Raw genomic sequence first — 25,758 nt, 5'->3', positions numbered from 1 at the left:
CTTAGGTTAAAAGTTGTGCGTAATTAAGAATTATTTAACAATTTTCTTCCCATTTATCCTTGGAATATCTTATCTTTGCAGAAGATAAGCTGCACCTCGGCAGTTCTGAGCAAGCTCAGCTGCTCTCGGTTTGCATTATCTTTGCATGCATAATAAATATGAGAAGCACAACTGCGGCACCTATTCTATAAATGCCTTTCTGTCGGCATTGATGTGTCGGACATTAGGGCGGATATGGCGGAAGTGCTGTCTCTTAATCCTACAAATCTATGAAAATAACTGATAAAGATAAGCGTTTCATGCAGACGGCCATAGACATCTCTGTCGAGAATGTCAGGAATGGCGGCGGGCCTTTCGGTGCTGTTGTTGTCAGGAATGGCGAGATTGTTGCCACCGGAGCCAACAGGGTCACTGCCAACAATGACCCTACGGCACATGCGGAAGTGTCTGCCATAAGGGAGGCGTGCCGGAAACTTGGGACGTTCAGGCTTTCCGACTGTGTCATCTATACGTCGTGCGAGCCATGTCCGATGTGTCTCAGTGCGATATACTGGAGCGGTATAAACACCATATATTATGGTAACACTGCCGCAGACGCTGCGGACATAGACTTCAGCGACCGTTTCATTTACGAGGAAATCGGGCGTCCTATGTCCGAGCGCACCATCCCATGCATCAATGTCATGCGCAATGAGGCGCTTGCTGCCTTCCGTGCATGGCGCGACAAGAGTGACAAGATAGAATATTGATCAATGCGGCTATGGCAGTAACGCCCTGTATGCTTGCAGAAAGCACAGCCGCGAAACAACTTTAATCCCATGAGCAACCAGAAAAACACATTGTGGGAGAAGTCAGGAAAGACAGCCCACTACTATTGCCTTATTCTTGCCGGCGGCAAAGGACGCCGCCTGTGGCCTGTCAGCCGTGAAGAGTGCCCAAAACAATTTCTTGATTTCTTTGGGACCGGCAAATCACTGTTACAACAGACCTACGAGCGTTTCGAACGGATAATTCCGAAGGAGAACATATACGTGTCTACATATATCGACTATGAAGACATTGTGCGTGAGCAACTGCCGCAACTCTCCGAGGAATGCCTCCTTTGCGAACCGATACGGCGCAACACGGCTCCTATCGTGGCGTGGGCGACACATCGCATCAATGCGCGGGACATCGACGCCACAATTATCGTCACACCGGCAGACCAACTGATACAGGATGATGTGGCTTTCCGTGACGATGTGCTTGAAAGCCTTGAATATGCCGCCCGGCACGACTGCCTGCTTACAATGGGCATACGGCCCACACGCCCTAACCCGGGATATGGCTATCTGCAGAAAGGAGAGCCGTTGGAGTATCGTGATGGCAGGCATGGGGATTTCCATACAGTGCAGTCGTTCACGGAAAAGCCTGAACGCGAGTTTGCCGAGATGTTCATGAAGAGCGGCGAGTTCCTGTGGAACACAGGCCTGTATGTCATCTCCACCAAGATGATACGTGACCATCTTGCAGCGGTGATGCCCTCTGTGGCACGCCTCTTCGGCAATCAGGAAGGTGCGACACCTTTGAGGGAGGAAGCCTGGATAACCGACTATTACTCCATGTGTCCTAACCTTTCCATCGAAGCGGGAGTGCTGGAGAAATGCAAGAACATCTGCCTCCGCGAGTGCCATTTCGGCTGGGCGGACATCGGAGCGTGGCATGGCATCTACGAAGCGGTGTCCACAGACAGTGCCGCCAATGTCACCCTTGCCACGGAAGCCGTACTCTCCGACACGGAAGGATGCCTTGTGATTCTGCCCTCAGGCAGGAAGGCGGTCATCAACGGCCTGAAGGATTTCATCGTTGCAGAGCATGACGACATACTTCTCATTACTCCAAGGCAGGACACTTCCGACCAGATTGTGAAGACAATGACACGCTATAACGGGAAATAGGTGTGGCATCTCTGCCGGCGTGGTTGCGGCGGATATTGGGTAAAATGTTACACAAATATGGGTAAAATGTTACAAAAGACAGTTTCACCGTTCTTTTCCCTTGGCTGTTACGTGTTTTTTTCGTAACTTTGCCTTACTTTCAGCGAAGGAAAACATTACATATAATCATCAACAATAACTAAAACGAAAAAGAAAATGGCAAAAGAGTATTTTCCAGAGATTGGCAAGATCCAGTACGAGGGTCCGGAGTCAAAGAACCCAATGGCGTTCCATTACTATGACGCTGAGCGCGTAGTTGCAGGCAAGCCTATGAAGGAGTGGATGCGCTTCGCTATGGCATGGTGGCACACTCTCTGCGCTGAGGGCGGCGACCAGTTCGGCGGCACAACAAAGTCCTTCCCTTGGAACCAGGGCACTGACGCTGTAGAGATTGCCAAGCAGAAGGCTGACGCAGGCTTCGAGATTATGCAGAAGCTGGGCTTCCCTTACTACTGCTTCCACGATGTTGACCTCGTGAGCGAGGGCAGCTCCATCGAAGAGTATGAGGCAAACCTCACAGCAATCACTGACTACCTCAAGGAGAAGATGGACGAGACAGGCATCAAGCTCCTTTGGTCTACAGCCAACGTGTTCGGACACGCACGCTACATGAATGGTGCGTCCACAAACCCTGACTTCGATGTTGTCGCTCGCGCTATCGTTCAGATCAAGAACGCTATCGACGCAGGCATCAAGCTCGGTGCTGAGAACTACGTGTTCTGGGGCGGACGTGAGGGCTACATGTCTCTCCTCAACACTGACCAGAAGCGCGAGAAGGAGCACATGGCTACAATGCTCCGCATGGCACGCGACTATGCACGCTCAAAGGGCTTCACAGGCAACTTCCTCATCGAGCCAAAGCCAATGGAGCCGTCAAAGCATCAGTATGATGTTGACACAGAGACCGTTATCGGTTTCCTCAAGGCTCACGGTCTTGAGAAGGACTTCAAGGTGAACATCGAGGTCAACCACGCAACACTCGCAGGCCACACATTCGAGCATGAGCTTGCTTGCGCTGTTGACGAGGGCATGCTTGGCTCTATCGACGCTAACCGCGGTGACGCTCAGAACGGATGGGACACTGACCAGTTCCCTATCGACAACTTCGAGCTGACACAGGCTTGGATGCACATCGTGCGCAATGGCGGTATCGCTCCGGGCGGCACAAACTTCGATGCTAAGACACGCCGTAACTCTACTGACCTCGAGGACATCTTCATCGCACACATCTCAGGTATGGACGCATGCGCTCGCGCACTGCTCAATGCTGTGGAAATCATGGAGAACTCCGAAATCCCTGCTATGGTCAAGGCACGCTACGCTTCCTTCGACAGCGGCATGGGCAAGGATTTCGAGGACGGCAAACTCACACTTGAGCAGGTTTACGAGTATGGCAAGAAGAACGGTGAGCCTAAGCAGACTTCCGGAAAGCAGGAACTTTACGAGGCTATCGTTGCTCTCTACACAAAATAATCCTTACTGTTCCTGCTCCTGTTCTCCGGCAATCCCACTGCGGATGACGGCGGAACGATAGGATGGAATTAGGATAAATAACAATAAAGGGACATTCCGTTTTCGGAGTGTCCCTTTTTGTGTTTGCCTGACATCATGGCTTATCCCTCAGAGAATTGTCGTAGTAACATCTATAGGATTTGCCGAATGCCAATAATAAAAACAGTCTTGAGAGTTTTCGTTGCTATCAAGACTGTTTCTGTTTGTTTGGAGTGTGCTTGCCGGTGTATGGCAAGCACATATGGGTTTAGAGTACCACCTTGACTCCGTCAATGATGTATGCACCCGGAGCGAGTGCCACTGTTGTGCTTCCCTGATTGACAGTCAGTGTGGTTACACACATTCCGGAAACGGTGTATATGCTGATAACGCGCTTTTCAGCTGACACAATCACAAGCCCTTCTTCGCTTCTGTATAGCTTTGTGCCACCGTACAGTTTGCCGGAATCAATGCCGGTGGAGGTGTCAGCCTTACCGATAGCGAACGATTCGGCTGCCTGCGGACTGTTTGCTCTTGCATAAACCGAGAATGGAGCGATGAGGCTGCCCACCTCTTCTTCGGCTATACGGACGAAGCGGTAGCCTTCTGCATCAGGCAGATACATGCCGTTGTCGGTCTTTGTTGCAGCATAGCATCCGTAAAGACAGAAGTCGCGGCCGGTCTTGATGATGGCATCTTGTTCCGGTGTTATCGGCATATCGAAGGTTTGTGACATATCATCGGCAGCCGGTGCCTTGTCATTCTTTGTGCTTGTGGCAGAGAAAATGAGTTCTATGTCTTCCTTCGGACAAGCGTTTATGCGTACCATGTACGGCTTGTTAGCTTCAATCGAAGTGTGGCGTTCGAGTGCTGTGCCATTGGTCTTGAATGACATCACACTGATTGTATTCTTGCCCTTGCTGCTTATGGCATACTCGTTTCCGTTGATGTCAGTGATGCGTGTCGGTACGAACGGCAGGATGATGCCTTTCCAATCCTTTGCGACATCTTCCGGATGAGTGTAGGTCAGCTTGACAGGCAGTGATGCGCTTCGCTTGCCAAGTTCGAAGCTGGCAGGGATTCTGAATGCCGAATTGTCATTGAGGATAATGTCGGTCATAGCTTCACGCTTGCCATTGCCGTTGAGTACGATGTTCGTCTTTGCAGAAATCATACTCTCCAGACCTTTAGACATATAGATGATACAGTTCGGGTTGATGCCTTTGAATGACTCGTCGGTTATGCCTGTCACGGTAGCGCGTGTCTGTCTGCCGTTGTTGTTACCGTTGAGCATAATGCTTGTGATTGACGAACATCCGTCGAAAGCTCCATTGCCGATGGTGGTGACAGAGTTGAGTGTCAGCGATTCAAGCTGTGAGCAGCCTTTGAAAGCATCTTTGCCGATGGCAGTTACGTTATCCGATACTACAACATTTATCAGCGATTCCATACCCGCGAAAGCATTGTCAGGAATCTCCGTGTTGTTTGTTCCCGACAGGTCGAGATTCTCCAAGGATGTGAAATTATTGCGTATGTTCGCGAATGTGCTGCCGGTCATTGTGCCTGACAATTCAAGGCTTGTCACTTCTGCGGCTTCCTCCTTGCCGATGTTTGTCACATCTTCAGCGTCAAGTACAGGCTCGTCATCTTCGGAAAGTGCCATTGTCACATCCATTGTCACGTCCGACTGTAGGTTTGTCACTGCATATACCCCGTTTTCATCTGGATAGATGGTTTCGCCGCCCATCTTCACTACCGGTGTCATATTTGCGTTTTCGGATGTAACGGTAAACCTGTATGTGCCGCCCTCTTTATACAGTGTAGGGCGTTGTGTTGAGCCTTCCACAAACTTGTTCATCTCTGCGTTTCGCCAGACGCTTGCCTCGTCCAAGTCTACGAACTCAATCTTTGCTTTGCCCGACAGGTCATTGACTTTTATGTTGTAATGGAACACAACGTCAATGACATGATCCTGTGGACAGGTAAGATACTGCGGGTCTTTTGACTCGCCATAGAATGGGACAAGGTAGACTCCGTTTCTGGCAAACACATTATTATAATCAAGTGCATTGAGCAGTCCGGTCACGTCCTGCTTGTTGTCATACAATTTGAATGCCACACCCTCCCTGTAGCCCGGATTCGGCTTGTAGGAAGTCGGGCGGAAGTTCGGCAGTCCGAGCTGCACGGTCTTGTGTTGGCTTCCCGACGGTCCCTCAATGTGTGTCAGCGGCTCTTTGTCAGAGTACTGGAACACTCTCTCTGGGTCGATCTGTATGTTATAGTAGACAGGAGATACACTGCTTGTCAGGTCTTTCCAGAATGCACTTGCGGCATAGGCAGCCTCCGCACCCTTTGGAACTTCGAGGGTTATGCCTGAAATGTTTGTCGGGAACGGACTGCTTGTCAGTTTTACAGGTATCTTTGACCTAACCACGATTTTCTTGAGGTTTATACATGAGGTGAAAGCTCCGCTTCCAATGTAGGTCACGTTCTCAGGAATGATGATTTCCTGTATCTTTGCGCAACGGTAGAATGCATTTGCCTCTATGCTCTCAAGGTTATTCGGCAGGAGGATAGTCGTTAACGCCGTTGCTTGTACGCCTGACGAAGCGAAAGCCATTGAAGGCAATGAGTTTTGGTTCGGATAGCTTTTGATGGTCACGTCTGTAAGGTCGAGTGCCACAAGTTTTGAAGCATTGTCCTGCAGTACCTTGAAGTCGGCGGCGTTCATCTCGCCCATCAGTTTCAGGCGTGACGGGAATGCTCCCGGCGAAACCTTTGAAGCCAGCTCACCCGTATGGATGTTGATGGCAGTGTAAGTGTCATTTCCGGCAGCCACAACCTGTATGGCAATGTCAAGGTCTTCGCGCACGCTTTCCACTTTGACCTGTGCGACACCTACGCGGTCAGCTACAACCTTACCGTTTACAAGCACAGTGATAGCATCCGCCACAGAGACAGGCATGATTTTGCATGCGAAGTCCATTCCGCGGACAATTTGGTCGGCAGCGCCTTGGATGGTAGCACCCTTCACCGCTGACGGCATGGTAATCTTATGATAGACAACCTCGTTGCCGATGGCGTTGACAGCATCTTTGACAGCATTGTTTGTTCCCTTGACAAGATACCAGTCTTTCTTGTCGTATGAAGTGACGATATGCACTTTGTTTCCTTCGCGTACAGAAGATTCTTTCACCTGGCAATTGAATGTGCAAGGGAGGTTGCCGTAGTTGCTTGCCGAGTTGTTGAATATTGGGGAAATGAATTCCTTGATGGCTCCGTTGGCATCGGTGAGTGCGGCAGCATAGAACATTGCTGCTTGCTCCTTTGGAATAGCCAATGCGTTGGCGCGTATGGAAAACGCCTTTCCCGGCAGCACATTGATGACATCGGTAGCCAATCCAATACCGCCTTTGGCGTCGGTCAGTTTCCATGATGACGCGCCGATGGTCGGTGTCGGATGGACGAAGTTGGCGTGAATCATGGTGTTGGCATTCACCGTTACCGTATATCTGCCGTCAGAGCCGGCATTCAGCTTGGTTGTATTGGCATAGACCTCCATCATTGCATCGCCAAAACGCTCGTCGGTCTCAACAGTGAAAGAGAATGATTTGCCCGCCTGCACTTCAAGGTTTTCGGTTTCGGGAGTGATTTTCACACCCTCCTTCTCCTGAAGAACCACCTTATAGGAAGAAGCAGGTGACGGATTTTCCTCAACAATGTTCTTGAAATCCTTCCAATTGTCCTTTGCCTTGTAAGCGGCAGACGCTCCGACAGGCACGACAAGTTTTGCTTTCGGAGTACCGGTGAACACGCACCAGTTCACCCAAGCCGGCGCATTACGACGTACAATGACTTCGCTCAGATAGGAGCAGTTAAGGAAGATGTTGTACTCATATGTGCCGACAGATGCCGGTATTTCTATTTTTCTCAATCCGGTGCCGTTAAAGCATCCGTTCTTCAGTGTGGACAACTTTTGTGGCAATATGATTTCCTGCAATGACCTGTAACCGCTGAACGCCTTGGTAGGTATGGCGTTGGCAGGATTTGAACCGTTTGCCACAATGTTTGTACCTGAAATATCAAGTGATGTGAGCTTCATCCGCTCACGTATGAAAGTGAAGTCGCGCACGTCGATTGTGCCATAAAGTGTCAGTTCCTTTATGGTTCCCGCATCAGCCTCACTTATAAGGCTTTCAAGTCCGCCGGCACTGACCCACAAGCTGCGCTTGCTAACCACCTCGGCGGCTGTTTGCACTATGATACGAATCTGCTGGTTGGCGGTAACATTGGTGATGCGGTAGACATTCTCACTGTTTGGCGAAAGGATGAAACCGTTAGCCTTGACCGTGACAACCATGTCTTTGGATGCCGGTACAACCTTGAATGTATAGTCGCGTCCCTTTATCACTTTGTTGTCGGCACCGGAGATGACAGCACCGTTCACAGTGGCAGGAATGTCCACGGTGAAGTACTGTATGGTGTTGTTCTTTGCCTTTATCTCATTGGTAGTGATGAGATCGCCGGTTACAGGCTGCCATTCGTTTGTCCCGTCAGCCATGGTTGCCAGACGCACAATGTCGTCATTGGCAACAGTTGTGCCAGCAGGGACAATACAATCGAAGTCAACATAGCGTTGCTGCATAATCTGCATAGACTGCAGTGAGAGAGTCTTGCCGTTGCAAAGCATTGCTTTCCGCTTTCCGTCAGCAGAATAGAGAGCCACGGCAATACGCCCGGCAAAGTTGCCATAGGACACGTTTTTCAGTGCTCCTGCTCTTACCGTGAACTTTGTTCCTGCACTGATGTTTGCCACATCGGAGGTCATACCCACCTGACGCTCGTCGGAGGTGAGATGGATTGGCGACCAAACACCGGTGTTTGCTGCCGGCTTGATGTTGTAAATAATTGTTGTCTGGTCGTTGAAACTGTGCGAAGTGCTGACTGTCGGGTTCAGTGCGTCGGAAGAGAAATATCCGTTGGCAGAGCCACCCCATCCCCAGTTGATATGGAAATATGGCACAGTCCCCCTCATTTCGTAGCCGTCGCATACGAAAGCATGCCCTACCGACACATCCTGTCCACTGTAGATGACAGGGCGTCCGGCCTCAATCTCATTTATGATGATGCCATCCCAAGTGGCGCGGTCTGTCTCCGAACGCTTCTTGTAAGAGACTTGCGGTGCATAGCCGAAATAGGAAATGAGGGCAGCAGGCACACGTACCTCGAAAGCACTTGAACCGGACATTCCGAAATCTGTCTTGACGGAGATTGCACAGTGTGCCATAAGTGTAGACACCGCCTTGGCTTCCTCTGCCGAATAGCCATAACGGTAGTTGTCGGTTCTCATGTTCTTCCAATCATACGGCGTGTTAAAGTCCGTGCCGTCAAGCGAACCGGTGCCGCTTGCAGGGTGATTGTGGTATTTCATCACAGTAGCCATAGCCGTTCCGACACATCCCACCAGACGACGGTTTGGGATGAGGTTGTTGAACGGTGACTCCTGGCTCCATTCCGCTGTCTTGATGAGTTTCTTGCCTGAGACTCTTGCCTTTGCACGGCTGCGGAGTTCCCCTGCGCGTCCTGCCACTTGCTTTATGGCATTGGCAATCATCTTCACCGTAGCATCGGAAACATTGTCCGGCATGAATGACGACTCATAAGAGTAGCCCACAATAGGAATAGCATTGTCGTCAGCCGAAATGATGATGAATCCTCGGCTGTCTTTGGCATTAAAAACGTAGTAGACGGGAGTGCCGTCACTCTTTTTAGAAGCACACACCAGTTCCAAGGCGTCAATGCTGCTCAGGCGCGAGACATTGCCGGCACTAAAGAAGTCGGTTGCAATCCGTGCAGCTTCTTCCGAAGTGATGGTTTTGGCTTGCATGCCGCAAGGGACACACACGCACATAAGAAGAAGCAGCGATTTGAAAAACTGTTTCAACATAAAAAAAGACTAATCGTTTCTTTTAATTTGATTAATGAATATAATGTTTAATTTTCTTGTTTTGCGATTGTAAAAATACGATTTCACAAAATCGGCTGCAAAATTAGCAATTATTTCCCAAACGGACAAAAAGTTTTGCAAAACAATAGTGATTTTTTCTCGAATTTGCCATACATTAATCTTAATGCCCATGCCACTTCCATGTAGTGCGGTTTTTATATCTTTCTATTGCGATGCTTACGCTTCGCATGTTCACGATTGCGCCACCACATGCCACCTGAAGCTGAAAGGGAATTGCCCGATACTCAACAGATGCCATGTGATGGCGCAGACAGAAGGCTTGCCTTGATTATTCCATGACCTTAATCACGACAGGTCCGAGGAGGCCTGACGGCAGAAGCTCGGCATCCTTCTCGTAGAACTTGAACGAAACTACAGTACGGCGGTTCGCGGAAGGGCGTGGTTTGCCTGATCGAAGCCAGTCGGGCACGGATTTCATGAATCTGCCGGCAGGCTTTGCGTCAGGAGTTGGTGCGAAGCGGTAAGGCTCGCTCCACTCTATGTCGTCAGGCTCTTGCTCGTCACCGATAAGGCGGTTCACCCACAGGTTTGTGACCGAAACCTCGATTTCGTTATTTCCTTTGTGCAGGGCGTCGGTGATGTCACAACGGAATGGCGGACGCCAGAGGTTTGCGACATCCTTGCCGTTGACTTTCACCGTCGCGAGATTCTTGACCGTTCCAAGGTCAAGGATGTATCGGCTATGCTTGTCAATCCGCTTAATCTTCACCTTTGTTGTATAGGCGGCTGTGCCTGAGAAGTATTTCACGCCATTATTTTCCGATTCATGCCATGAAGAGAGTTTGTCGAGAATGAGGGCGTCAGGGACAAGAGCGCTTGGAAATTTCACTGTCCATTTGTTGTCCAAAGCAATTGTCCCTGCGGCCTTTGCCTCAGAAACAGCCTTGCCTGTTGACTCCGTACCGTTTCTGAAAACGAGGAACAGGGCATCTCCGGCATTCATGTTCAGGTTTACAAATGTCTTTCCGTCGGCAATGTTCCAATTATCTGCCTCACCGATTACTTCCGTCTCAGGATTCCAAACTTCCGGCAGACGACTGTTGATATTGAAAGAAACCGTTGGCGATACGGCAGATTCCGATGTGTTGGCAATGAAGAAAACATCAGCATCGCCATCGCGGCGGTGTGTCCATTGTATGGCTTCCGCATTGATTGAAGCACCATCTCCGCTCTTTACATCATCGACAGAAAGCGACTGTTCGCGGCTCTTGAAATCATCGATGAAGCGTCCTCGCTGCAACAGAGCCTGACAGCGTGCCATATAGCCGAACAGAGCCTTTGCTCCGCCACTCTGCCACCATGTCTGTCCCGGTGTCCACTGTGTGCCCCATTGTCCAAAAGTCATACCCGGTTTGTGATCCGTCCAAGGATTCAATGCTCCGGCATGGAGCATCAACGAATTGATTCCGAGACAGAAAGAGCGGTCAGCCACCCTTTTCAAGTCGTTCGGGTCATCCTTCCAGGCATGCAACGGCCAACATGTGAAACCCTCGGCAAAGACAATCTCGTGGCCGCCCTTGCGTGCTGCAGCCACGACTCCCGGCACTTGCGGCCAACCCCATCTTTCCGGTTTTATCCAGAATTCTGCACAGACAGGGTCATCCGCAGAGATCCGGCTGATGATTTTTCCTGTGTTTATAGGATTGAAAGGCTTTGAAGAGCCCGTGCCGTAAGGCTGCACAATGAGTGTGAGCCCATGCCGGTGAGCCAGTTCGCTCATATATCCGTAATAGTTCTCGGCAAAAAGGTCTTCCACCGTAGCACGCCAATCCTTGCGGAAACGCTGTGTTGCTGCGTCGTCGCCAATCGTCACACCCGCAATGACAGGCAGCCACGGACGGATGTCATAGCCACGACGCTTCCGGAATTCCTCCGGCATCAGCTTTGTCCATTCCTGCCCTCCGGCTTCATAACTGTCTATCTCAAGGCGTTGGAACGCTCCATGTCCTGCATCATTGCCTGACAGTTCGAGCAACATTTGCGGATAGCCTGCCCAATAACGGTCGAGTGCTTCGCGGCTCATCTTGTCGCATTCCAGCCCCACACCGCCCATCGGAGCTGTCGCATAGTTGGTCTTGCCGTTGGTCGTATGCCCGAAACGATAGACACGCCAGTCCCCTTTCGGCAGCACACCGCCATCCACCACGATTACCGACTCCGGCGAAACGGTGTCCGCATCAGGCATTGCAATCACGGCAATGTCCTTGTAATAATTGTATTTCGCGTCAACTTCCGGCTGCGGAAGCTCCACACGTCCGCCCTTGCTGCGTGCCATGCTCCACACAATCTTCTGCATAGAGTCCTCCGGCTTCACTGTCGGGAATGCGCTTGACGACCACCCCGGACAATTATGTGTGCCGAACGACAGGCCGAGTCTCTTGCATTCACTGATGGCGAAACTCATCTGCCTGCGCCAGTTCTCTGTTCCGATAGCGTTGGCAGAGTCGCAAATCAATGTCTGCACCTCTCCTCCGACAAGGAACTGCTGCACACCTCCGATGCCCGCCTCTTTGTAGGCTTCGAGGTCTGCTGTTATTGCTTTCTCGTTCACCATGCCATCCATCCACTGCCAAATCATCAGCGGTTTCGCTTCTTCGGACGGTTGACGGAATGCCTCTTCTGTGGTTTTTCGTGGCTTCAGTCTTCTAATAAACTGAAAGCCTGTGGAATAGAACAGCTCATGCCCTTTGGCGTTTAGATGAGCGGTGTCCTTCGGTCCTTGGAAAAAATGCTTGCGGAAATCGGCATTGCCAACATTGATGCCGCCGGTGTTTGCAGCATTAAGGCATGGGATAGAGTATTCCGCACATACTTCGCTGATAGCCCTGATAGTCTGCGGGAAGCCATCGCGCGGCACATCCCAAGGAGTCACAAACGCGATGACAGCCTTCGGATATTTCTCGATGAGGCACTTGCAGAACAGTCGCAGCCCGTCGCGGAAAATGCGTAGCGAGTCGGCATTGCCGCCAATCTTGAACGCATCGTTGTGACCTGCAATGACAAGCACATAGTCTGCCGTATCGTTCATTTCCTTGTAACGTTCCAACATCGGTTTGCCCCAGCCCTCCTTCTCGCGGTCAAAGACGATGCAGTTGCCGTTCCTGCCATAGTTGCGGTAAACCATACCGTTACGCTCCGCCACCAGCGAGTGCCACGCTTCGGTGAAAGGACGGCGGTGGTTGCGCACGTAGCTGTCGCCTATCACATTGATGATTTTCCCTTTCAGGTGGCTCGCACCACTGTCAAAACTCTGCGCCTTGCCACAAACGGCAACCGCAACAAACGCAATAAATATCAGCAATCTTCTCATTTTCAAAGCCTTATTTTATCGTTTTCCATATTTCTTTTCAAACACATCCTCGTGCTCTTCGCCCCATGCCAACAGGGAGTCGATGATGGGAATGAGCGATTTACCAAGCTCCGACAGTGAGTATTCCGAACGTGGCGGCTGCTCGGCGTAGACGGTTTTTTCGACAAGTCCGTCGTCAACAAGTTCTTTCAGCTGTATGTCGAGAACGCGCGGCGTGGCTTCCGGCAAAGCTTTGTGCAACTCGCTCGGGCGCATTTTCCGATTACGCAGTTCGTCGATGATGCAAGATTTCCATTTCGCTCCTATAAGGCTCATCGTCAGGCGCAGCGGACAATCAAGGTCAACAGGTATTTTTCTTTCGTACATGTCTTTCTTCAGGTGTTTCAGGGCATATCCTTGTCCTTGGTTAGTGTAGTGGTGAATAAGTTTTGTTTCTATTTATGTCAGGTGAGACTCCGCAAGTTGTTGTGAAATCACGTTTTCATAGGAAATGTTTCTCATAAGATGTGGCGGAGCCACACTTTACAGCGAAATTATGTTGCTGTATGTGAGAATTGTGGCTTATCACAACTGAAACAGATGAATGATAATGTGTTGTATATGTTTAGCGGATACCAGTATTTTGTTTCTAGCTACAAAGATACGAATAATATTCCGATTTCGTGGCATACCGTAGAAAATTTTCGGTACATGAATAATTTTTCGGTACTTGCAGGATTATGGGAATTGTCGTAATTTTGCAGCCGTAATCAACTTAACCAACAAATTTATGAGAGCAGAAATCAAAGAATATCGCGCTGTGGAAGAGGCTGCGATGAAGTTTGTCAAGAGTGTTGCCGAGGGCAACAGCGAGTATGCAAAGACATTGTTCACGGATGATGCCGTCCTTTTCGGTTGGCTTGACGGAGCATTGGAGCACGGTTCTATCGAACAGTTCTACCGCAATGTCGACACCGTCGGCGCCGGTGATGATTTCAAGGCGCGCATCGATGTCCTTGCCGTGGAGGAGACTGTGGCAGTGGTGCGTGTGCTGGAAGAGAATTGGGGCGGTCGCATCGACTTCACCGACTTCTTGCTCCTCCTGAAAATCGGCGGCGAATGGAAGTGTGTGGCTAAGGCATACAACCAAAATTCCGACACCATAAAGCATTGAAAATCAAGCTTATTGCAGACCGTTATACAAATATGCATGCTGTTTCCCTATGTGAAGCGGAAATGACTACAAACATGTTAATGACAAAAGGTAACACTTGACAGTACAATGTGTTACCTTTTGTCGTGTAAAGTGTTACCTTTGATGCGGTCAAGTGTTACCCTTCGTTTTGCAGACAATATTCTGGCAGTTTGAGATTCGGCAAAAAACAAAAGCAACAGGTTTGCCGGTCGAATAATTGGCTGTCGTCATTCGATTGGCAAACCTATTGCTGAGTGAGTGCTGTTTTTCGCTGAAGCGGATGTTTTGTTCCGCCGGGACAGTGTTTTTTTATTTCGCTTTCTCCAGCGAGGAACGCTTGTCGCGGTGGTAGGAGCGGTAGTCGTCAAGCTCTATCTCCACATCCGGCTCAGTGAGTTCTGCGGTGCGTGGCAGGCGGAACTTCTGGTATTTGATGTTCAGTCCGCGCGCTATCCACATCGACTCGTAGTAAGTCTGTATGGAAAGGATGCGCTGCGTCTCATCGTCCAGCCCCTCATGGTGATAGAGGTCGGTGGTGCGGAAGAGCAGAGGCAGGGCGTTTGTGTCCACCATGTACGACGTGTAGGTGAAGAGGAAATTGGAGTCCGTCTTCAGATGCACTATGCCTCCGTCGACAAGGAAGCGGCGGTAACGCTCCATGAAATATGTGGAAGTCAGGCGTTTGCGCGGATTCTTCATCTGTGGGTCGGAGAATGTCAGCCAGATTTCCTGCACCTCGTCCTCTGCAAAGAAGCGGTCGATAATCTCGATGCTCGTGCGCAGGAACGCCACATTCTTCAGTCCGTCTTTCAAAGCCTGTGTCGCACCTGTCCACATCCTTGCGCCCTTGATGTCCACACCGATGAAGTTGCAGTCCGGATAAAGGCGCGCAAGTTCCACAGTGTATTCGCCCTTGCCGCAGCCGAGCTCAAGGACAATCGGGTTATCGTTCTTAAAGAACTGCTCTCGCCAATGTCCCTTCATCTCGAAAGGCACATTGTCGACAACAGAATATGGATACTGGAACACATTCTCGTAGCGTTCCATGTCAGCGAATTTTGCTAATTTTCCTTTTCCCATTTATGTTTTTGAGAGTTGTTTATATAACTTCCTCATATTTATTGTCAACCATTCCGCGCTCAGCTTTCAGCTCCTCGTAGAACACGGCGCGTGCTGTGAGCATGTAGGGCTCAAGGAGTATGACTCCGAGACCGAGGGTCAGCAGTGCAAGAATAGCCCAGCCGATGAACGAAAGGTCAAGGAGGAAAAGTTTCATCTTGTAGCCTTTCATCATTTTCATACTCTCGCAGATAGCCTGCTCGGCACTGATTTCAGGGTTGTCCTTCAGAATATATGGAGTCATGGAATAAGAATAGTACTTTATTATTCCGGGGATGAGGAACAAGAGCATCCATAAAATCAGGTAAAGTGCTGTCAGGAAGCCCAATGCCCACACTTTTCCGGTTGTATAGTATTTGAAAAGATTGCCGGTTCTCACAGCAACTCCACGCACCAATCCGAGGAACGCAACCATCATGGCAAAGTTCATTGGAAGAAGAAGGAGTCTCATGGCAAAGCCGGAAGGATCGGCAGGCTGACCTCCTATGGTGTAAGTCAGTCCTGCGTTTATGCATAATACGCTTCCACCCACACTGAGAATGCTTGCTATTGTAAGATAGACAAAAGTCATGACGCTTGAATCTCCCCAATTACCATCAAGGGATTCCAATGCTTTCTGGCGGATTTTCTTGTTTTGTAACATAATGTTTAGATTTTAAGTGTTAATATGTTTTCTGTACTATATCTTTGTCTAATACAGCCGTTGTCAGCCGATTACGACGCGCGTCCAGTTGTGAGTGTCAGGCTCTATGCCATACTGTATGTTGCGGAGCTTAGTGTACAGTTTCTCCGACCAAGGCCCCGGCTTATCGCCAAACTGATAGCTCTTGCCGGTCTCCACATCATCAATCCTTGAAATCGGCGAGATTACGGCTGCCGTTCCGCAAGCACCTGCCTCCTCGAATGTTGCAAGTTCCTCTTCCGGAATCTGCCTTCTCTCCACCTTCATGCCGAAATCTTCGGCAAGCTGCATGAGCGACTTGTTAGTGATTGACGGCAGAATGGAGGTGGACTTAGGAGTGACGTATGTGTTGTTCTTTATGCCGAAAAAGTTTGCCGCTCCGGCCTCATCGATGTATTTCTTTTCCTTTGCGTCGAGGTAGAACTCGCACGCATATCCGAGGTCATGCGCTTTCTTGTTGGCAAGGAGGGAAGCGGCATAGTTTCCGCCCACCTTGTATATACCTGTACCCAACGGTGCAGAGCGGTCAAAGTCGCGGATGATGACATAAGGGTTGGCGAAGAAACCTCCCTTGAAGTACGGTCCGACAGGTGTCACGAACATAAGGAAGAGATATTCCGTGGCAGGATGCACTCCGACTTGTGCCGACATGCCGATGAGCAGCGGACGGATGTAGAGTGTCGCACCGCTTTCGTAGGTAGGGATGAACTCCTGATTGAGTTTCACCACCATATCCACCATGTTGTTGAACATCTCCGTACTCACCTCAGGCATGAGTATGCCGCGGCAAGTAGATTGCAGGCGTGCAGCATTCTCGTCAGTGCGGAACACACGCACCTTGCCGTCCGGGCAGCGGTACGCCTTCAGTCCTTCGAAAGCCTCCTGTCCGTAGTGCAGGCAGGTGGCAGCCATGTGCATATTGATGTTTTCTTCGGAGCAGATTTCCATTTCGCCCCATTTTCCGTCGCGGTAGTAGCAACGGACATTGTAGTTTGTCTTGTGATAGCCGAATCCAAGGTTTGACCAGTCGAACTCCTTTGTCTCCATCGTTACAGTCTTTTTAATGTTTGCGTTTCAATTTATAAGAGTTTAGTCCTATTGCCTTGCAAAATTACATTAAATTCGGCATATATGCAAGCAAATTGTGATAAAATCACTCCTCCCCGTCTAATATTTTCTGAATCTCGTTGTCCGCCTTTGTCAGGCTTTCGTTGCAGAATTTGACAAGTGCTCGTGCACGTTTCAGTTTTGTGGTGATGGCATCAAGGTCCATGTCCCCAGACTCCAGCTGTGCCACAATCTGTTCGAGTTCTGTGACAGCGTTCTCGTATTTCATTGCTTTTTCCATACCTTTGATGTTGTTTTTCCTTTTGCGAACTTTGTTTCGATGATGTCCCCTTCGGCAAGATTTGCGGCGTTTGTGACAATCCTGCCATTGCAAAGCGTCATCGAGTAGCCTCGTGCAAGCACTAATTTAGGGTCAAGTGCGGCGGCACGATGGGCGAGCAGCTCTATTTTGTGGGTGCGCATCCTTATTCCTTGGCGTGCCATGAGTGGTATTTGTGCTGTCAGCGAGGCAAGTCGCATGCGCTCAATCTCCAGGCGGTGTCTTACTGCTTGTGCCAGGCGGTCGGCAAGATTGGCGAGCTTGTCGTACACCGCTGCCATGTTGTCGATGAGGAATGCCGCCGCTGCTGTCGGAGTCTTCACACGGATATGCGAGACCATGTCCAGCACACACTCGTCGCGGTCGTGTCCTATGCCTGTGATTATCGGCAGTGGGAAGTTTGCCACGTTCTCCGCAAGGGCAAGGGTGTCGAAGCCAGACATGTCGCTTGTCGCACCGCCACCGCGGATTATCACCACGCAGTCGAACTCCTCTTGCACGGCATAAATCCTGTCAAGGGCAGCGATGACAGACTTTTCCACGTTCTCGCCCTGCATCGTGGCAGGGAACAGCCGTGTCATGAACCGGAAGCCGTAGTCGTTCTCCGACAGTTGGTTGCAGAAATCCCCATAGCCGGCTGCTGTCTCACTGGAAATCACTGCTATGCGCCGGCATAGCATAGGCAGGGACAATTCTTTTTGAAGATTGAAGATTCCCTCCTCTTTCAGTATGCGCACAATCTCCTGACGGCGGCGTGCCATGTCGCCGAGGGTGAATGTCGGGTCGATGTCCGTCACTATCCATGAGAACCCATAGGCAGGGTGGAACTGCGGATAGACCCTGAGCAGGAGCTTCATCCCTGCCGAAAGGCGTTGTCCGGCGATTCTCTCGAAATGTGCTTTCAGGGGCGTCCATGCTGATGCCCAGCACTTTGCCGATGCACGTGCGACGGGAGTGTTGCCACGCTCGTCCTTCTGTACAAGGTCAAGGAACAGGTGTCCGCGCCGCTCATTGGCTTCGGCGAGTTCCGCTTCTACCCAATACTGCATAGCCATCGATTCCTCGATGGTCTGTTGCACAAGAGTGTTCAGTTCGTATAGTGAAAGATGCTCCAATGTGTTTTCTGTTTCTTTTTGTTGCCGATGCTGTCCGGCAAAGGTTGTTATGGCAATGTCCGCATGACAGAAGAATGATATTGCGGTAGCCGTAAATGCCGGGAAATCTCTGCAAATTTACATAAAATATCTGTGAAAGTCAAACAAATCTCCGGAAAAGTTATTGCGAATTCTGGAGTTGTTCATGTATTAAAAAAAGAAAAAGGGACAGCGCTCTGTCCCAATCTTTGTTAACCTTAAATCTAATACTATGAAAAACACGATGCAAAGATAAGGACATTATTTGTTTGTTGCAAGTTTTTACACTCAAAAAAGAAAGCTAATTATTGTATTTTTGATTTAAATCTACGTAACAACATGATAATCATGCAATTTGTAGTAATAATGATGAATATTTTGTACCTTTGCATAAGATAAGTTGCACCTCGGCATACATGAACAAGTTCTGTCTGCCCTCGGTTTGCATTATCTTTGCATTACATTCTGAAATCTAACAAGCGATTTGGGTTAAACAATAAAATAAAGATTTATGGATTCATGCTTCTATCCGTTGTCCTCCATCCATCCTCTTTCGGAGCGTCTGAACTGTCCGTTCTATTATCGTCCCCATGCTTTGTGCCTGCAGGCTGCCGAGGTTATGCAGAAAGATATAGCTGCCATGGCGGAATGGACGGACGAGGTTGCGGAGGGAAAGATGTTCGGTGTGCTTGTCATCAGTGACGCCAAGGGCGGCACAGGCTATCTGCGCGCCTATTCAGGCCAGATTTGCGGCAAGGCGGACTGGCAGGGATGGGTGCCGGCTGTCTTTGACTATCTGCAGCCGGACGGATATTTTGCTGTCAGGGAGGCGGAAATTTCCGCATTGAACGGTGAGATAAAGGAACTTGAACGCTCGCCACGGCACACTCTCGACTGCGCCGCCCTTGCCAAGGCAAAGGAGGACGGGGAGCGTCGCATAAAGGAGTACCGCACATTTATGGCGGAGCAGAAAGCCCGGCGTGTGGCGCGCCGTGCGTCAGGAGAGGACGAGGCAGCGCTGATACGCGAGAGCCAGTTTCAGAAAGCAGAGCTGCGGCGCTTGAAAGCTGCGGTGAAAACCTCGCTGAGACCTTTCGAGGAGACCGTCGCAGCCTATGACATGAAGCTCGCAAAGCTGCGTGTGCGGCGCAAGCAACTCTCGGACTCTCTGCAGCGTTGGCTGTTTGAGAGGTTTGTGATGCTGAACGGCAAGGGCGAGACGAAGAACCTTATGGAGATATTCGCAGAGACACCCGTTCGCGTTCCGCCGTCAGGGACAGGCGAATGCTGCGCGCCGAAGCTCCTGCAATATGCTTTCCGGCATGGCTACAAGCCTTTGGCGATTGCGGAGTTCTGGTGGGGAAAGTCACCCGTTGGCGAGATACGGCATCATCTGGAGTTTTACCCTGCCTGCCAGGGCAAGTGTGCGCCGGTGCTTGAGTTTATGCTCCAAGGGCTTGATGTTGAGCCCAATCCGTTGCACCGGCAGGAGGAAAGGACGGAACTTTCCGTGGTTTATGAGGACGAGTGGCTCATTGCCGTCGACAAACCGGCAGGCATGCTCTCCGTGCCGGGCAAGGGGCCGCGGTTGTCGGCGCATGAGATTCTCTCAAAAGCGTGTGCTCCGGTTTATGCGTGCCACAGGCTCGACATGCAGACTTCCGGCATACTGCTGTTTGCAAAGACGGAGGAGATGCAGCGCACCATACAGGGAATGTTTGCACGGCGTGAGATCCGTAAGATGTACATGGCTGTCCTTGACGGCATAAGCGACCGCCCTTCGTCAGGGGAAATCTCCCTGCCGCTGTCTCCGGATTATGCCAACCGTCCTCGCCGGCGTGTGGATTTCGAGGACGGGAAAGCGGCTGTCACACATTATAATATATTATATGCGCGCGACGGACGGTCGGTTGTAGAGCTGTTCCCGCATACCGGCCGTACGCATCAGCTCCGCATCCACTGCGCTTATTCCGACGGGCTTGGCGTACCTATTGTTGGAGACGAACTGTACGGCCGTCATTCCCGGAGGCTTCTCCTGAATGCGCAGCGCATGGAGTTCCGGCATCCGGTGACGGGTGCGGAGATGAGGATAGACTCACACTTTGACATTGTGAGCGTATAAATCTTGCCACATGTTTGGTGATTTCAGATTTATTGATTATCTTTGCAAAAAGAATATGTATCTATGAACGATTGCAACAAATACATCCGTTTTGACTGGGCTGCAAAGCGCATGCTTAGGGACAAGGCTAATTTCGACGTATTGGAAGGACTTGTAACGGTTCTTCTGAATGAGGAAGTGAAGATTATCGAGTTGCTTGAAAGCGAGAGCAATCAGAATGCGCGAGACGACAAGTTCAATCGTGTGGACATCAAGGCCCTGAACAGCAAGAACGAGATTATCATAGTGGAGATACAGCAGTCGCGTGAATTGTATTTCCTTGAACGCATACTGTATGGCTCAGCGAAAGCCATCTCCGAACACATCTCCCTTGGCGAGAAATACGACAAGGTGCGGAAAGTGTACTCTATCAATATCTTGTATTTTGACCTTGGTCATGGTGCGGACTATCTTTATCACGGCAAGGTGTCCTTTGTCGGCGTGCACAAGCATGATGAGCTGAAGATAACGACAAAGGAGGAGGATGTGATAAAGATAAAGACTCCGGAAGAAATTTTCCCCGAGTATTTCATTATCCGCGTGAATGAATTCAACGATGTTGCGAGAACTCCGCTTGAAGAATGGATGGATTATCTGAAAAATGGCAATATAAAGGATGACACCACTGCTCCCGGCCTTAGTGAGGCTCGCACGAAGCTCCAGTATCTGAGCATGAGCAGGCAGGAAAAGTCTGCCTATGACAAGCATGTTGAAGATATAATGGTGCAGAACGACATACTGGACACTGCAAAAATGGAAGGGCGTGCGGAAGGGCGTGCGGAGGGCCTGAAGGAGGGCCTGAAGGAGGGTATTGAGCAAGGAAGACTGGAAACAGCAAAGGCTCTTCATCAGATGGGACTCTCTAATGAACAGATTGCCCAAGCTACAAAATTGTCCATAGAGAAGTTAAAAGAATTATTCATATAAGTATTTATTAAATATTATACCATGGAAAAGAACAATAATCAGCAACAGCAGATGCAGTTGGAGATACAGCCGGACGTCGCTCTCGGCAATTACTCCAACTTTGCCGTCATCACTCATTCAAGTTCAGAATTTATCCTTGATTTCGCAACAATGCTCCCGGCAATGCCAAAGGCAAGTGTTGCCACACGTGTAATCATGGCTCCTGAGCATGCTGTCCGTCTTCTCGGCGCACTGCAGGAGAACATCAAGCGCTATGAAGCGCAGTTCGGCAAGATACAGATGCCGGGAATGCCTGTGCAGCGCACGATTGCTCCGTTCTCCAACGGTAACGGTGGAGAGGCGTAAAGACTTTTGACGCGAAAACAATACAGAAACGCGAAGGAAATTCCTGTTGATATTCAAGAATTTCCTTCGCGTTTCTGTATGCATTGGTATGCAAGCGTTGTATTTTGCATCCCTATCACTTGTGCTTACGGTTGGCACGCTGCTGCCTATATTTGGCTTTCTGCATGGCAGAGCCTGACCCATGGGCACCGGTGATGTACTTTTTCTTCTTAGCCTTTGTCTTCACTTTGCCGTCATCCGCATTATTGCGCTGACCGCCACGGCCGAAACTGATGCCGTTTTGCAGTATCAAGTCAAAATCATCCATAGATGGTTGTGGGTTGTAGGTTGAGGGGGCTGTCAAGAATAAAACCTATAACCAAAACCCCACAACCTATAATCAATTAATGGTGGAAGAGGCGCACGCCTGTGAATGCCATCGTGATGCCGTACTTGTCGCAGGTTTCGATGACATTGTCGTCGCGTACAGAACCACCTGCCTGTGCGATGTATTCCACTCCGGACTTATGGGCACGCTCAATGTTGTCTCCGAATGGGAAGAATGCGTCTGAGCCAAGAGCCACGCCCTTGTTCTCTGCAATCCATGCCTTCTTCTCCTCACGTGTCAGAGGTTCCGGCTTTTCAGAGAAGAACATCTGCCATGTTCCCTCGGCGAGTACGTCCTCATAGTCGTCAGAGATATAGACATCGATGGTGTTGTCGCGGTCGGCACGGCGTATTCCCTCCTTCCATGGGAGGTTCATCACCTTAGGACACTGGCGCAGCCACCAGATGTCTGCCTTGTTTCCGGCGAGGCGTGTGCAGTGGATACGTGACTGCTGACCTGCACCAATACCGATAGCCTGTCCGTCCTTAACGTAGCATACGGAGTTAGACTGAGTATATTTCAGTGTGATAAGAGCAATGATGAGGTCACGCTTTGCAGCCTCTGTGAAGTTCTTCGCCTGTGTAGGGATATTCTCGAAGAGGGCATCATCAGCGAGGTTTATCTCATTGCGTCCCTGCTCGAAAGTGATTCCGAAGCACTGCTTTGTCTCGATTGGCTCCGGCTTGTATGCCGGGTCAATCTTGATGACGTTGTATGTGCCCTTGCGCTTGTCCTTCAGTATGGCAAGAGCCTCAGGAGTATAGTCCGGAGCAATGACACCGTCGGACACCTCACGCTTAATAATCAGTGCGGTAGCCTCATCACAAGTATCGGAGAGAGCAATGAAATCACCGTAGCTTGACATACGATCGGCACCACGTGCAGCAGCATAAGCGCAGGCAATCGGTGAGAGAGGCACTTTGATGTCGTCAACGAAATACACCTTTTTGAGTGTATCGGAGAGTGGAAGTCCCACTGCGGCACCGGCAGGGCTGACATGCTTGAAACTTGCAGCAGCAGGCAGTCCTGTCGCCTCTTTCAACTCTTTGACAAGCTGCCATGAGTTCAGGGCATCAAGGAAATTGATGTAGCCCGGACGGCCGTTAAGCACTTCGATAGGCAACTCTCCCTCCTGCATGAAGATGCGTGAAGGTTTCTGGTTCGGATTGCATCCGTACTTTAACTGTAATTCTTTCATTTTTTTTATATGTAAAATATTGTATGTCGTAAAAAAAGAGTATCTTTGCAGGCGATAAATATCATCAATGTCATGAAGAAAGATATAAAGTGCCTGCTTGCAGAGGTGGAGAGCAAACTTGTGAAATGCATCCATGAGCGTCCGTCAAAGGAGGCTCTTGACCGCCTTGCCTTGTTTGTCGGTTTCCAGGACTGGGAGAGTTTCAGGAAAGAGTTGCATGAAGGTGAGGACCTTTATGTGGGGAATGAGGATTCAAAGGAGGCAGAGAAAACCACCAAGGAATAGTCCCATCATTTCTTTTTCTTCTTCTTTTTCAGTTCTTCCTCTGTAGTTACGGTTATGCGTCGGTTGCTGTTGTCGCGCAAAACCTGGAGGACTATCTCGGAAACCTGTTGCTTCAGTTCAGAGATAAACTGCTGGGCGTCATATTTATGGTGCTCTATGTCACGCAGTTTCTTCTCCCAGATGCCTGTCAGTTCACATGATTTCAGCAGTTCCTCGCGTATTATGTCGATGAGGTCCATGCCCGTCGGAGTGGCAAGCAGGTTCTTGCGCTCACGCCGGATGTAATGGCGTTTGAACAGCGTCTCAATGATTCCTGCACGCGATGACGGCCGACCGATGCCATTCTCTTTAAGAGCAGCGCGCAGCGTCTCATCCTCTACAAACTTTCCTGCCGTCTCCATGGCACGGAGGAGTGTCGCCTCGGTGTAGTACTTTGGGGGAGTTGTCTGCTTTTCCGTCAGTGTCGGTGTGTGAGGTCCGCTCTCGCCCTTCTCGAAATTAGGCAGTGTGCGCTCATCTTCCTCTTTTTTCCCATTATCAGCGGATGCGTTTGCACTGTCACTTTCTGTCTTGTTTTCCTTTGCGAAGACAACGCGCCAGCCCGGATCAAGGATTTCCTTGCCACTTACCTTAAACTCAACTTTCTCCTCCTCACCCTGCACCTCACCGTTTACGGTTGTGGTGCTTATTATGCAGTCCGGATAAAAGGCGGCTATGAAGCGTCGCGCTATGAGGTCAAAGACATTCCTTTCCGCATCGCTCAACCCATGGGGAGGCACTCCGGTAGGGATGATGGCATGGTGGTCAGTAACCTTTGAGGAATCGAACACACGCTTTGATTTCGCGAGTTTCTTGCCTCCCAAGGGACGGACAAGGTCGGCATACGGTGCTTGTCCGGCGAATTTTGTCTGGAAAAGACCGTTGAGGGTCTGTGGGCATTTTGCGTAGATGTCATCGGAAAGATACTGTGTGTCAACACGCGGGTAAGTCGTAAACTTTCCTTCATAGAGCGACTGTATCGTTCGCAATGTCATATCCGCCGAATAAGAGAATTTCTTGTTACACTCAACTTGCAGGGATGTGAGGTCAAAGAGCTGCGGACACTGTTCCTTACCCTTCTTTTTCTCAACTTTTGTGACTGTGAACGGTCTGCCTTCTATTATGGAAAAGGCTGCCTCACCCTCCTCTTTTTTAAGGTATTTGCCTTTTGTGGCAGTGAATGTAGTGCCGCGATAGATTGTCGAGAGCACCCAATAAGGTTCAGGGACAAAGTTCTCTATTTCCCTTTGTCTGTTGACAATGAGGGCAAGGGTTGGCGTTTGCACTCGTCCTATGGAAAGAACCTGACGGTTCTGCCCATATTTCAAGGTGTACAACCTTGTGGCATTCATGCCCAAAAGCCAGTCGCCAATGGCGCGTGAAAGCCCTGCGAAGTACAGCGATTGGTACTCACTTTGGTCTTTAAGGTTCTGGAAACCCTCACGGATTGCGTCCTCTGTCAGTGAACTAATCCACAGACGCTTCACCGGACATGTAGCTCCGGCCTTCTGCATCACCCACCGCTGTATCAGCTCTCCTTCCTGCCCGGCATCACCACAGTTTATTATTCCGTCGGCAGCCTGCATCAGCTTTTCCACAACAGCAAACTGTTTCTCGATGTGCTGCTGTGGAATGAGCTTTATTCCGAACCGTGTAGGAAGCATCGGCAATGCCGAAAGCGACCACGCCTTCCAACGGTCGGTGTAGTCGTTCGGCTCTTTCAGTTCGCACAGGTGACCGAAAGTCCAGGTCACCTGGTAGCCGTTGCCTTCTATGTAGCCGTCCTTCGCCTGTGTCGCCCCTATCACTTTGGCTATGTCACGGGCGACGGACGGTTTCTCTGCGATGCAAACTATCACGCTGTCTTCTCCTTGTTTTTTTATGGTTTATGCGCAACTAAGGCAGACTGCCATGTCGCAGGTTCTCGTCTGTTGTCACAATGTGAGCAAAAATGCAGAATTGCTTACACTTTGCGCTCTATCAAACATATTTTTGTGACAGAAAATTTCAATAGGCGTAACTATCTTCTTTGTTTCGCAAAAGGTTACGGTTTGTTGTGTGAAAGGTGACGTTTTGCGTTGCAAAGTGTTACCTTTCACTATGCAAAAGGTCACCTTTCATTTTGTCACCCGTTAT

General features: G+C 49.9%; 19 protein-coding genes. 8 read left to right on the top strand and 11 right to left on the bottom strand.

Going from position 1 to position 25,758, the window contains the following annotated elements; all coding sequences use genetic code 11:
* The first annotated feature begins 269 nt into the window (after window positions 1-269).
* The 3 genes from HPS57_RS11040 (at window position 270) to xylA (ending at window position 3,449) form a co-directional block, all read left to right on the top strand.
* A complete protein-coding gene (locus HPS57_RS11040) occupies window positions 270-749 on the top strand; it encodes a nucleoside deaminase (protein WP_172183074.1) in 480 nt (159 codons plus the stop codon).
* A 69-nt stretch (window positions 750-818) separates the two neighbouring features.
* Complete coding sequence (locus tag HPS57_RS11035) at window positions 819-1,937, top strand: mannose-1-phosphate guanylyltransferase (RefSeq protein WP_172183072.1); 1,119 nt, start codon at window positions 819-821, stop codon at window positions 1,935-1,937.
* A 195-nt stretch (window positions 1,938-2,132) separates the two neighbouring features.
* The gene (gene xylA, locus HPS57_RS11030; protein WP_172183070.1) at window positions 2,133-3,449 is read left to right on the top strand and encodes a xylose isomerase; all 1,317 of its coding nucleotides are present in this window, start codon (window positions 2,133-2,135) and stop codon (window positions 3,447-3,449) included.
* Window positions 3,450-3,735: 286 nt separating this feature from the next.
* Here xylA and HPS57_RS11025 read toward each other — a convergent pair whose 3' ends face one another.
* The 3 genes from HPS57_RS11025 to HPS57_RS11015 all read right to left on the bottom strand — a co-directional run bounded on the left by HPS57_RS11025 (window position 3,736) and on the right by HPS57_RS11015 (window position 13,171).
* Window positions 3,736-9,414: a C10 family peptidase gene (locus tag HPS57_RS11025; protein WP_172183068.1), complete on the bottom strand. Its 5,679-nt coding sequence runs from the start codon at window positions 9,412-9,414 to the stop codon at window positions 3,736-3,738.
* Between the two features lie 349 nt (window positions 9,415-9,763).
* On the bottom strand, window positions 9,764-12,805 hold the full coding sequence (locus HPS57_RS11020; protein ID WP_172183066.1) for a glycosyl hydrolase: 3,042 nt from the start codon (window positions 12,803-12,805) through the stop codon (window positions 9,764-9,766).
* A gap of 15 nt (window positions 12,806-12,820) precedes the next feature.
* Complete coding sequence (locus HPS57_RS11015; RefSeq protein ID WP_172183064.1) at window positions 12,821-13,171, bottom strand: winged helix-turn-helix transcriptional regulator; 351 nt, start codon at window positions 13,169-13,171, stop codon at window positions 12,821-12,823.
* Between the two features lie 403 nt (window positions 13,172-13,574).
* On the opposite strand from HPS57_RS11015, the gene HPS57_RS11010 reads away from it, so the two are divergent.
* Window positions 13,575-13,958, top strand: a complete 384-nt coding sequence (locus tag HPS57_RS11010) for a nuclear transport factor 2 family protein (protein ID WP_172183062.1) — start codon at window positions 13,575-13,577, stop codon at window positions 13,956-13,958.
* 330 nt (window positions 13,959-14,288) lie between these two features.
* Here HPS57_RS11010 and trmB read toward each other — a convergent pair whose 3' ends face one another.
* The 5 genes from trmB to xseA all read right to left on the bottom strand — a co-directional run bounded on the left by trmB (window position 14,289) and on the right by xseA (window position 18,282).
* Window positions 14,289-15,059: a tRNA (guanosine(46)-N7)-methyltransferase TrmB gene (gene trmB, locus HPS57_RS11005; RefSeq protein WP_172183060.1), complete on the bottom strand. Its 771-nt coding sequence runs from the start codon at window positions 15,057-15,059 to the stop codon at window positions 14,289-14,291.
* Between the two features lie 19 nt (window positions 15,060-15,078).
* On the bottom strand, window positions 15,079-15,741 hold the full coding sequence (locus HPS57_RS11000) for a DUF975 family protein (protein ID WP_253946535.1): 663 nt from the start codon (window positions 15,739-15,741) through the stop codon (window positions 15,079-15,081).
* Between the two features lie 63 nt (window positions 15,742-15,804).
* Entirely contained in the window at window positions 15,805-16,845 is a 1,041-nt protein-coding gene (locus HPS57_RS10995) for a branched-chain amino acid aminotransferase (protein WP_338400497.1), read from the bottom strand.
* A gap of 88 nt (window positions 16,846-16,933) precedes the next feature.
* Window positions 16,934-17,128, bottom strand: a complete 195-nt coding sequence (xseB, locus tag HPS57_RS10990) for an exodeoxyribonuclease VII small subunit (protein WP_135940265.1) — start codon at window positions 17,126-17,128, stop codon at window positions 16,934-16,936.
* Window positions 17,113-18,282, bottom strand: a complete 1,170-nt coding sequence (gene xseA / locus HPS57_RS10985) for an exodeoxyribonuclease VII large subunit (protein ID WP_172183058.1) — start codon at window positions 18,280-18,282, stop codon at window positions 17,113-17,115. Before xseA ends, xseB begins: the two co-directional genes overlap by 16 nt.
* A 529-nt stretch (window positions 18,283-18,811) precedes the next feature.
* On the opposite strand from xseA, the gene HPS57_RS10980 reads away from it, so the two are divergent.
* The 3 genes from HPS57_RS10980 to HPS57_RS10970 all read left to right on the top strand — a co-directional run bounded on the left by HPS57_RS10980 (window position 18,812) and on the right by HPS57_RS10970 (window position 21,733).
* Window positions 18,812-20,422 (top strand): RluA family pseudouridine synthase, encoded by a 1,611-nt coding sequence (locus HPS57_RS10980; protein WP_172183056.1) that lies wholly within the window; start codon window positions 18,812-18,814, stop codon window positions 20,420-20,422.
* Window positions 20,423-20,485: 63 nt separating this feature from the next.
* Window positions 20,486-21,388, top strand: a complete 903-nt coding sequence (locus tag HPS57_RS10975; protein ID WP_172183054.1) for an Rpn family recombination-promoting nuclease/putative transposase — start codon at window positions 20,486-20,488, stop codon at window positions 21,386-21,388.
* Window positions 21,389-21,409: 21 nt separating this feature from the next.
* On the top strand, window positions 21,410-21,733 hold the full coding sequence (locus tag HPS57_RS10970) for a DUF3467 domain-containing protein (RefSeq protein WP_135940260.1): 324 nt from the start codon (window positions 21,410-21,412) through the stop codon (window positions 21,731-21,733).
* 115 nt (window positions 21,734-21,848) lie between these two features.
* Here the strand turns inward: HPS57_RS10970 and HPS57_RS10965 are convergent, their stop codons facing one another.
* A complete protein-coding gene (locus tag HPS57_RS10965; protein WP_135940259.1) occupies window positions 21,849-22,040 on the bottom strand; it encodes a hypothetical protein in 192 nt (63 codons plus the stop codon).
* Between the two features lie 76 nt (window positions 22,041-22,116).
* Window positions 22,117-23,433 carry a phosphoribosylaminoimidazolecarboxamide formyltransferase gene (locus HPS57_RS10960; protein ID WP_172183052.1) on the bottom strand — a complete coding sequence of 439 codons (1,317 nt, stop codon included), beginning with the start codon at window positions 23,431-23,433 and terminating at the stop codon, window positions 22,117-22,119.
* On the opposite strand from HPS57_RS10960, the gene HPS57_RS10955 reads away from it, so the two are divergent.
* On the top strand, window positions 23,371-23,583 hold the full coding sequence (locus tag HPS57_RS10955; RefSeq protein WP_172183050.1) for a hypothetical protein: 213 nt from the start codon (window positions 23,371-23,373) through the stop codon (window positions 23,581-23,583). The two genes, HPS57_RS10960 and HPS57_RS10955, sit on opposite strands and share 63 nt — an antisense overlap.
* A gap of 5 nt (window positions 23,584-23,588) precedes the next feature.
* Here HPS57_RS10955 and HPS57_RS10950 read toward each other — a convergent pair whose 3' ends face one another.
* Window positions 23,589-25,481, bottom strand: coding sequence for a DNA topoisomerase 3 (locus HPS57_RS10950; protein WP_172183048.1), 1,893 nt, complete (start codon window positions 25,479-25,481; stop codon window positions 23,589-23,591).
* Window positions 25,482-25,758 lie beyond the last annotated feature (277 nt).

Source organism: Palleniella intestinalis (genome assembly GCF_013166595.1).
Taxonomy (GTDB): domain Bacteria; phylum Bacteroidota; class Bacteroidia; order Bacteroidales; family Bacteroidaceae; genus Prevotella; species Prevotella intestinalis.
This window is presented reverse-complemented; position numbering and strand designations above follow the sequence as displayed.

What these genes read in the sequence shown, in the direction of transcription:
- HPS57_RS11015 (WP_172183064.1), bottom strand. Translation starts at nt 13,171, where the DNA reads ATGTACGAAAGAAAAATACCTGTTGACCTTGATTGTCCGCTGCGCCTG.
- HPS57_RS11035 (WP_172183072.1), top strand. Translation starts at nt 819, where the DNA reads ATGAGCAACCAGAAAAACACATTGTGGGAGAAGTCAGGAAAGACAGCC.
- HPS57_RS11010 (WP_172183062.1), top strand. Translation starts at nt 13,575, where the DNA reads ATGAGAGCAGAAATCAAAGAATATCGCGCTGTGGAAGAGGCTGCGATG.
- HPS57_RS10965 (WP_135940259.1), bottom strand. Translation starts at nt 22,040, where the DNA reads ATGGATGATTTTGACTTGATACTGCAAAACGGCATCAGTTTCGGCCGT.
- HPS57_RS10970 (WP_135940260.1), top strand. Translation starts at nt 21,410, where the DNA reads ATGGAAAAGAACAATAATCAGCAACAGCAGATGCAGTTGGAGATACAG.
- HPS57_RS10955 (WP_172183050.1), top strand. Translation starts at nt 23,371, where the DNA reads ATGAAGAAAGATATAAAGTGCCTGCTTGCAGAGGTGGAGAGCAAACTT.
- HPS57_RS10975 (WP_172183054.1), top strand. Translation starts at nt 20,486, where the DNA reads ATGAACGATTGCAACAAATACATCCGTTTTGACTGGGCTGCAAAGCGC.
- HPS57_RS11020 (WP_172183066.1), bottom strand. Translation starts at nt 12,805, where the DNA reads ATGAGAAGATTGCTGATATTTATTGCGTTTGTTGCGGTTGCCGTTTGT.
- trmB (WP_172183060.1), bottom strand. Translation starts at nt 15,059, where the DNA reads ATGGGAAAAGGAAAATTAGCAAAATTCGCTGACATGGAACGCTACGAG.
- HPS57_RS10980 (WP_172183056.1), top strand. Translation starts at nt 18,812, where the DNA reads ATGGATTCATGCTTCTATCCGTTGTCCTCCATCCATCCTCTTTCGGAG.
- HPS57_RS11040 (WP_172183074.1), top strand. Translation starts at nt 270, where the DNA reads ATGAAAATAACTGATAAAGATAAGCGTTTCATGCAGACGGCCATAGAC.
- HPS57_RS10960 (WP_172183052.1), bottom strand. Translation starts at nt 23,433, where the DNA reads ATGGATGCATTTCACAAGTTTGCTCTCCACCTCTGCAAGCAGGCACTT.
- HPS57_RS11000 (WP_253946535.1), bottom strand. Translation starts at nt 15,741, where the DNA reads ATGTTACAAAACAAGAAAATCCGCCAGAAAGCATTGGAATCCCTTGAT.
- HPS57_RS11025 (WP_172183068.1), bottom strand. Translation starts at nt 9,414, where the DNA reads ATGTTGAAACAGTTTTTCAAATCGCTGCTTCTTCTTATGTGCGTGTGT.
- xseB (WP_135940265.1), bottom strand. Translation starts at nt 17,128, where the DNA reads ATGGAAAAAGCAATGAAATACGAGAACGCTGTCACAGAACTCGAACAG.
- xylA (WP_172183070.1), top strand. Translation starts at nt 2,133, where the DNA reads ATGGCAAAAGAGTATTTTCCAGAGATTGGCAAGATCCAGTACGAGGGT.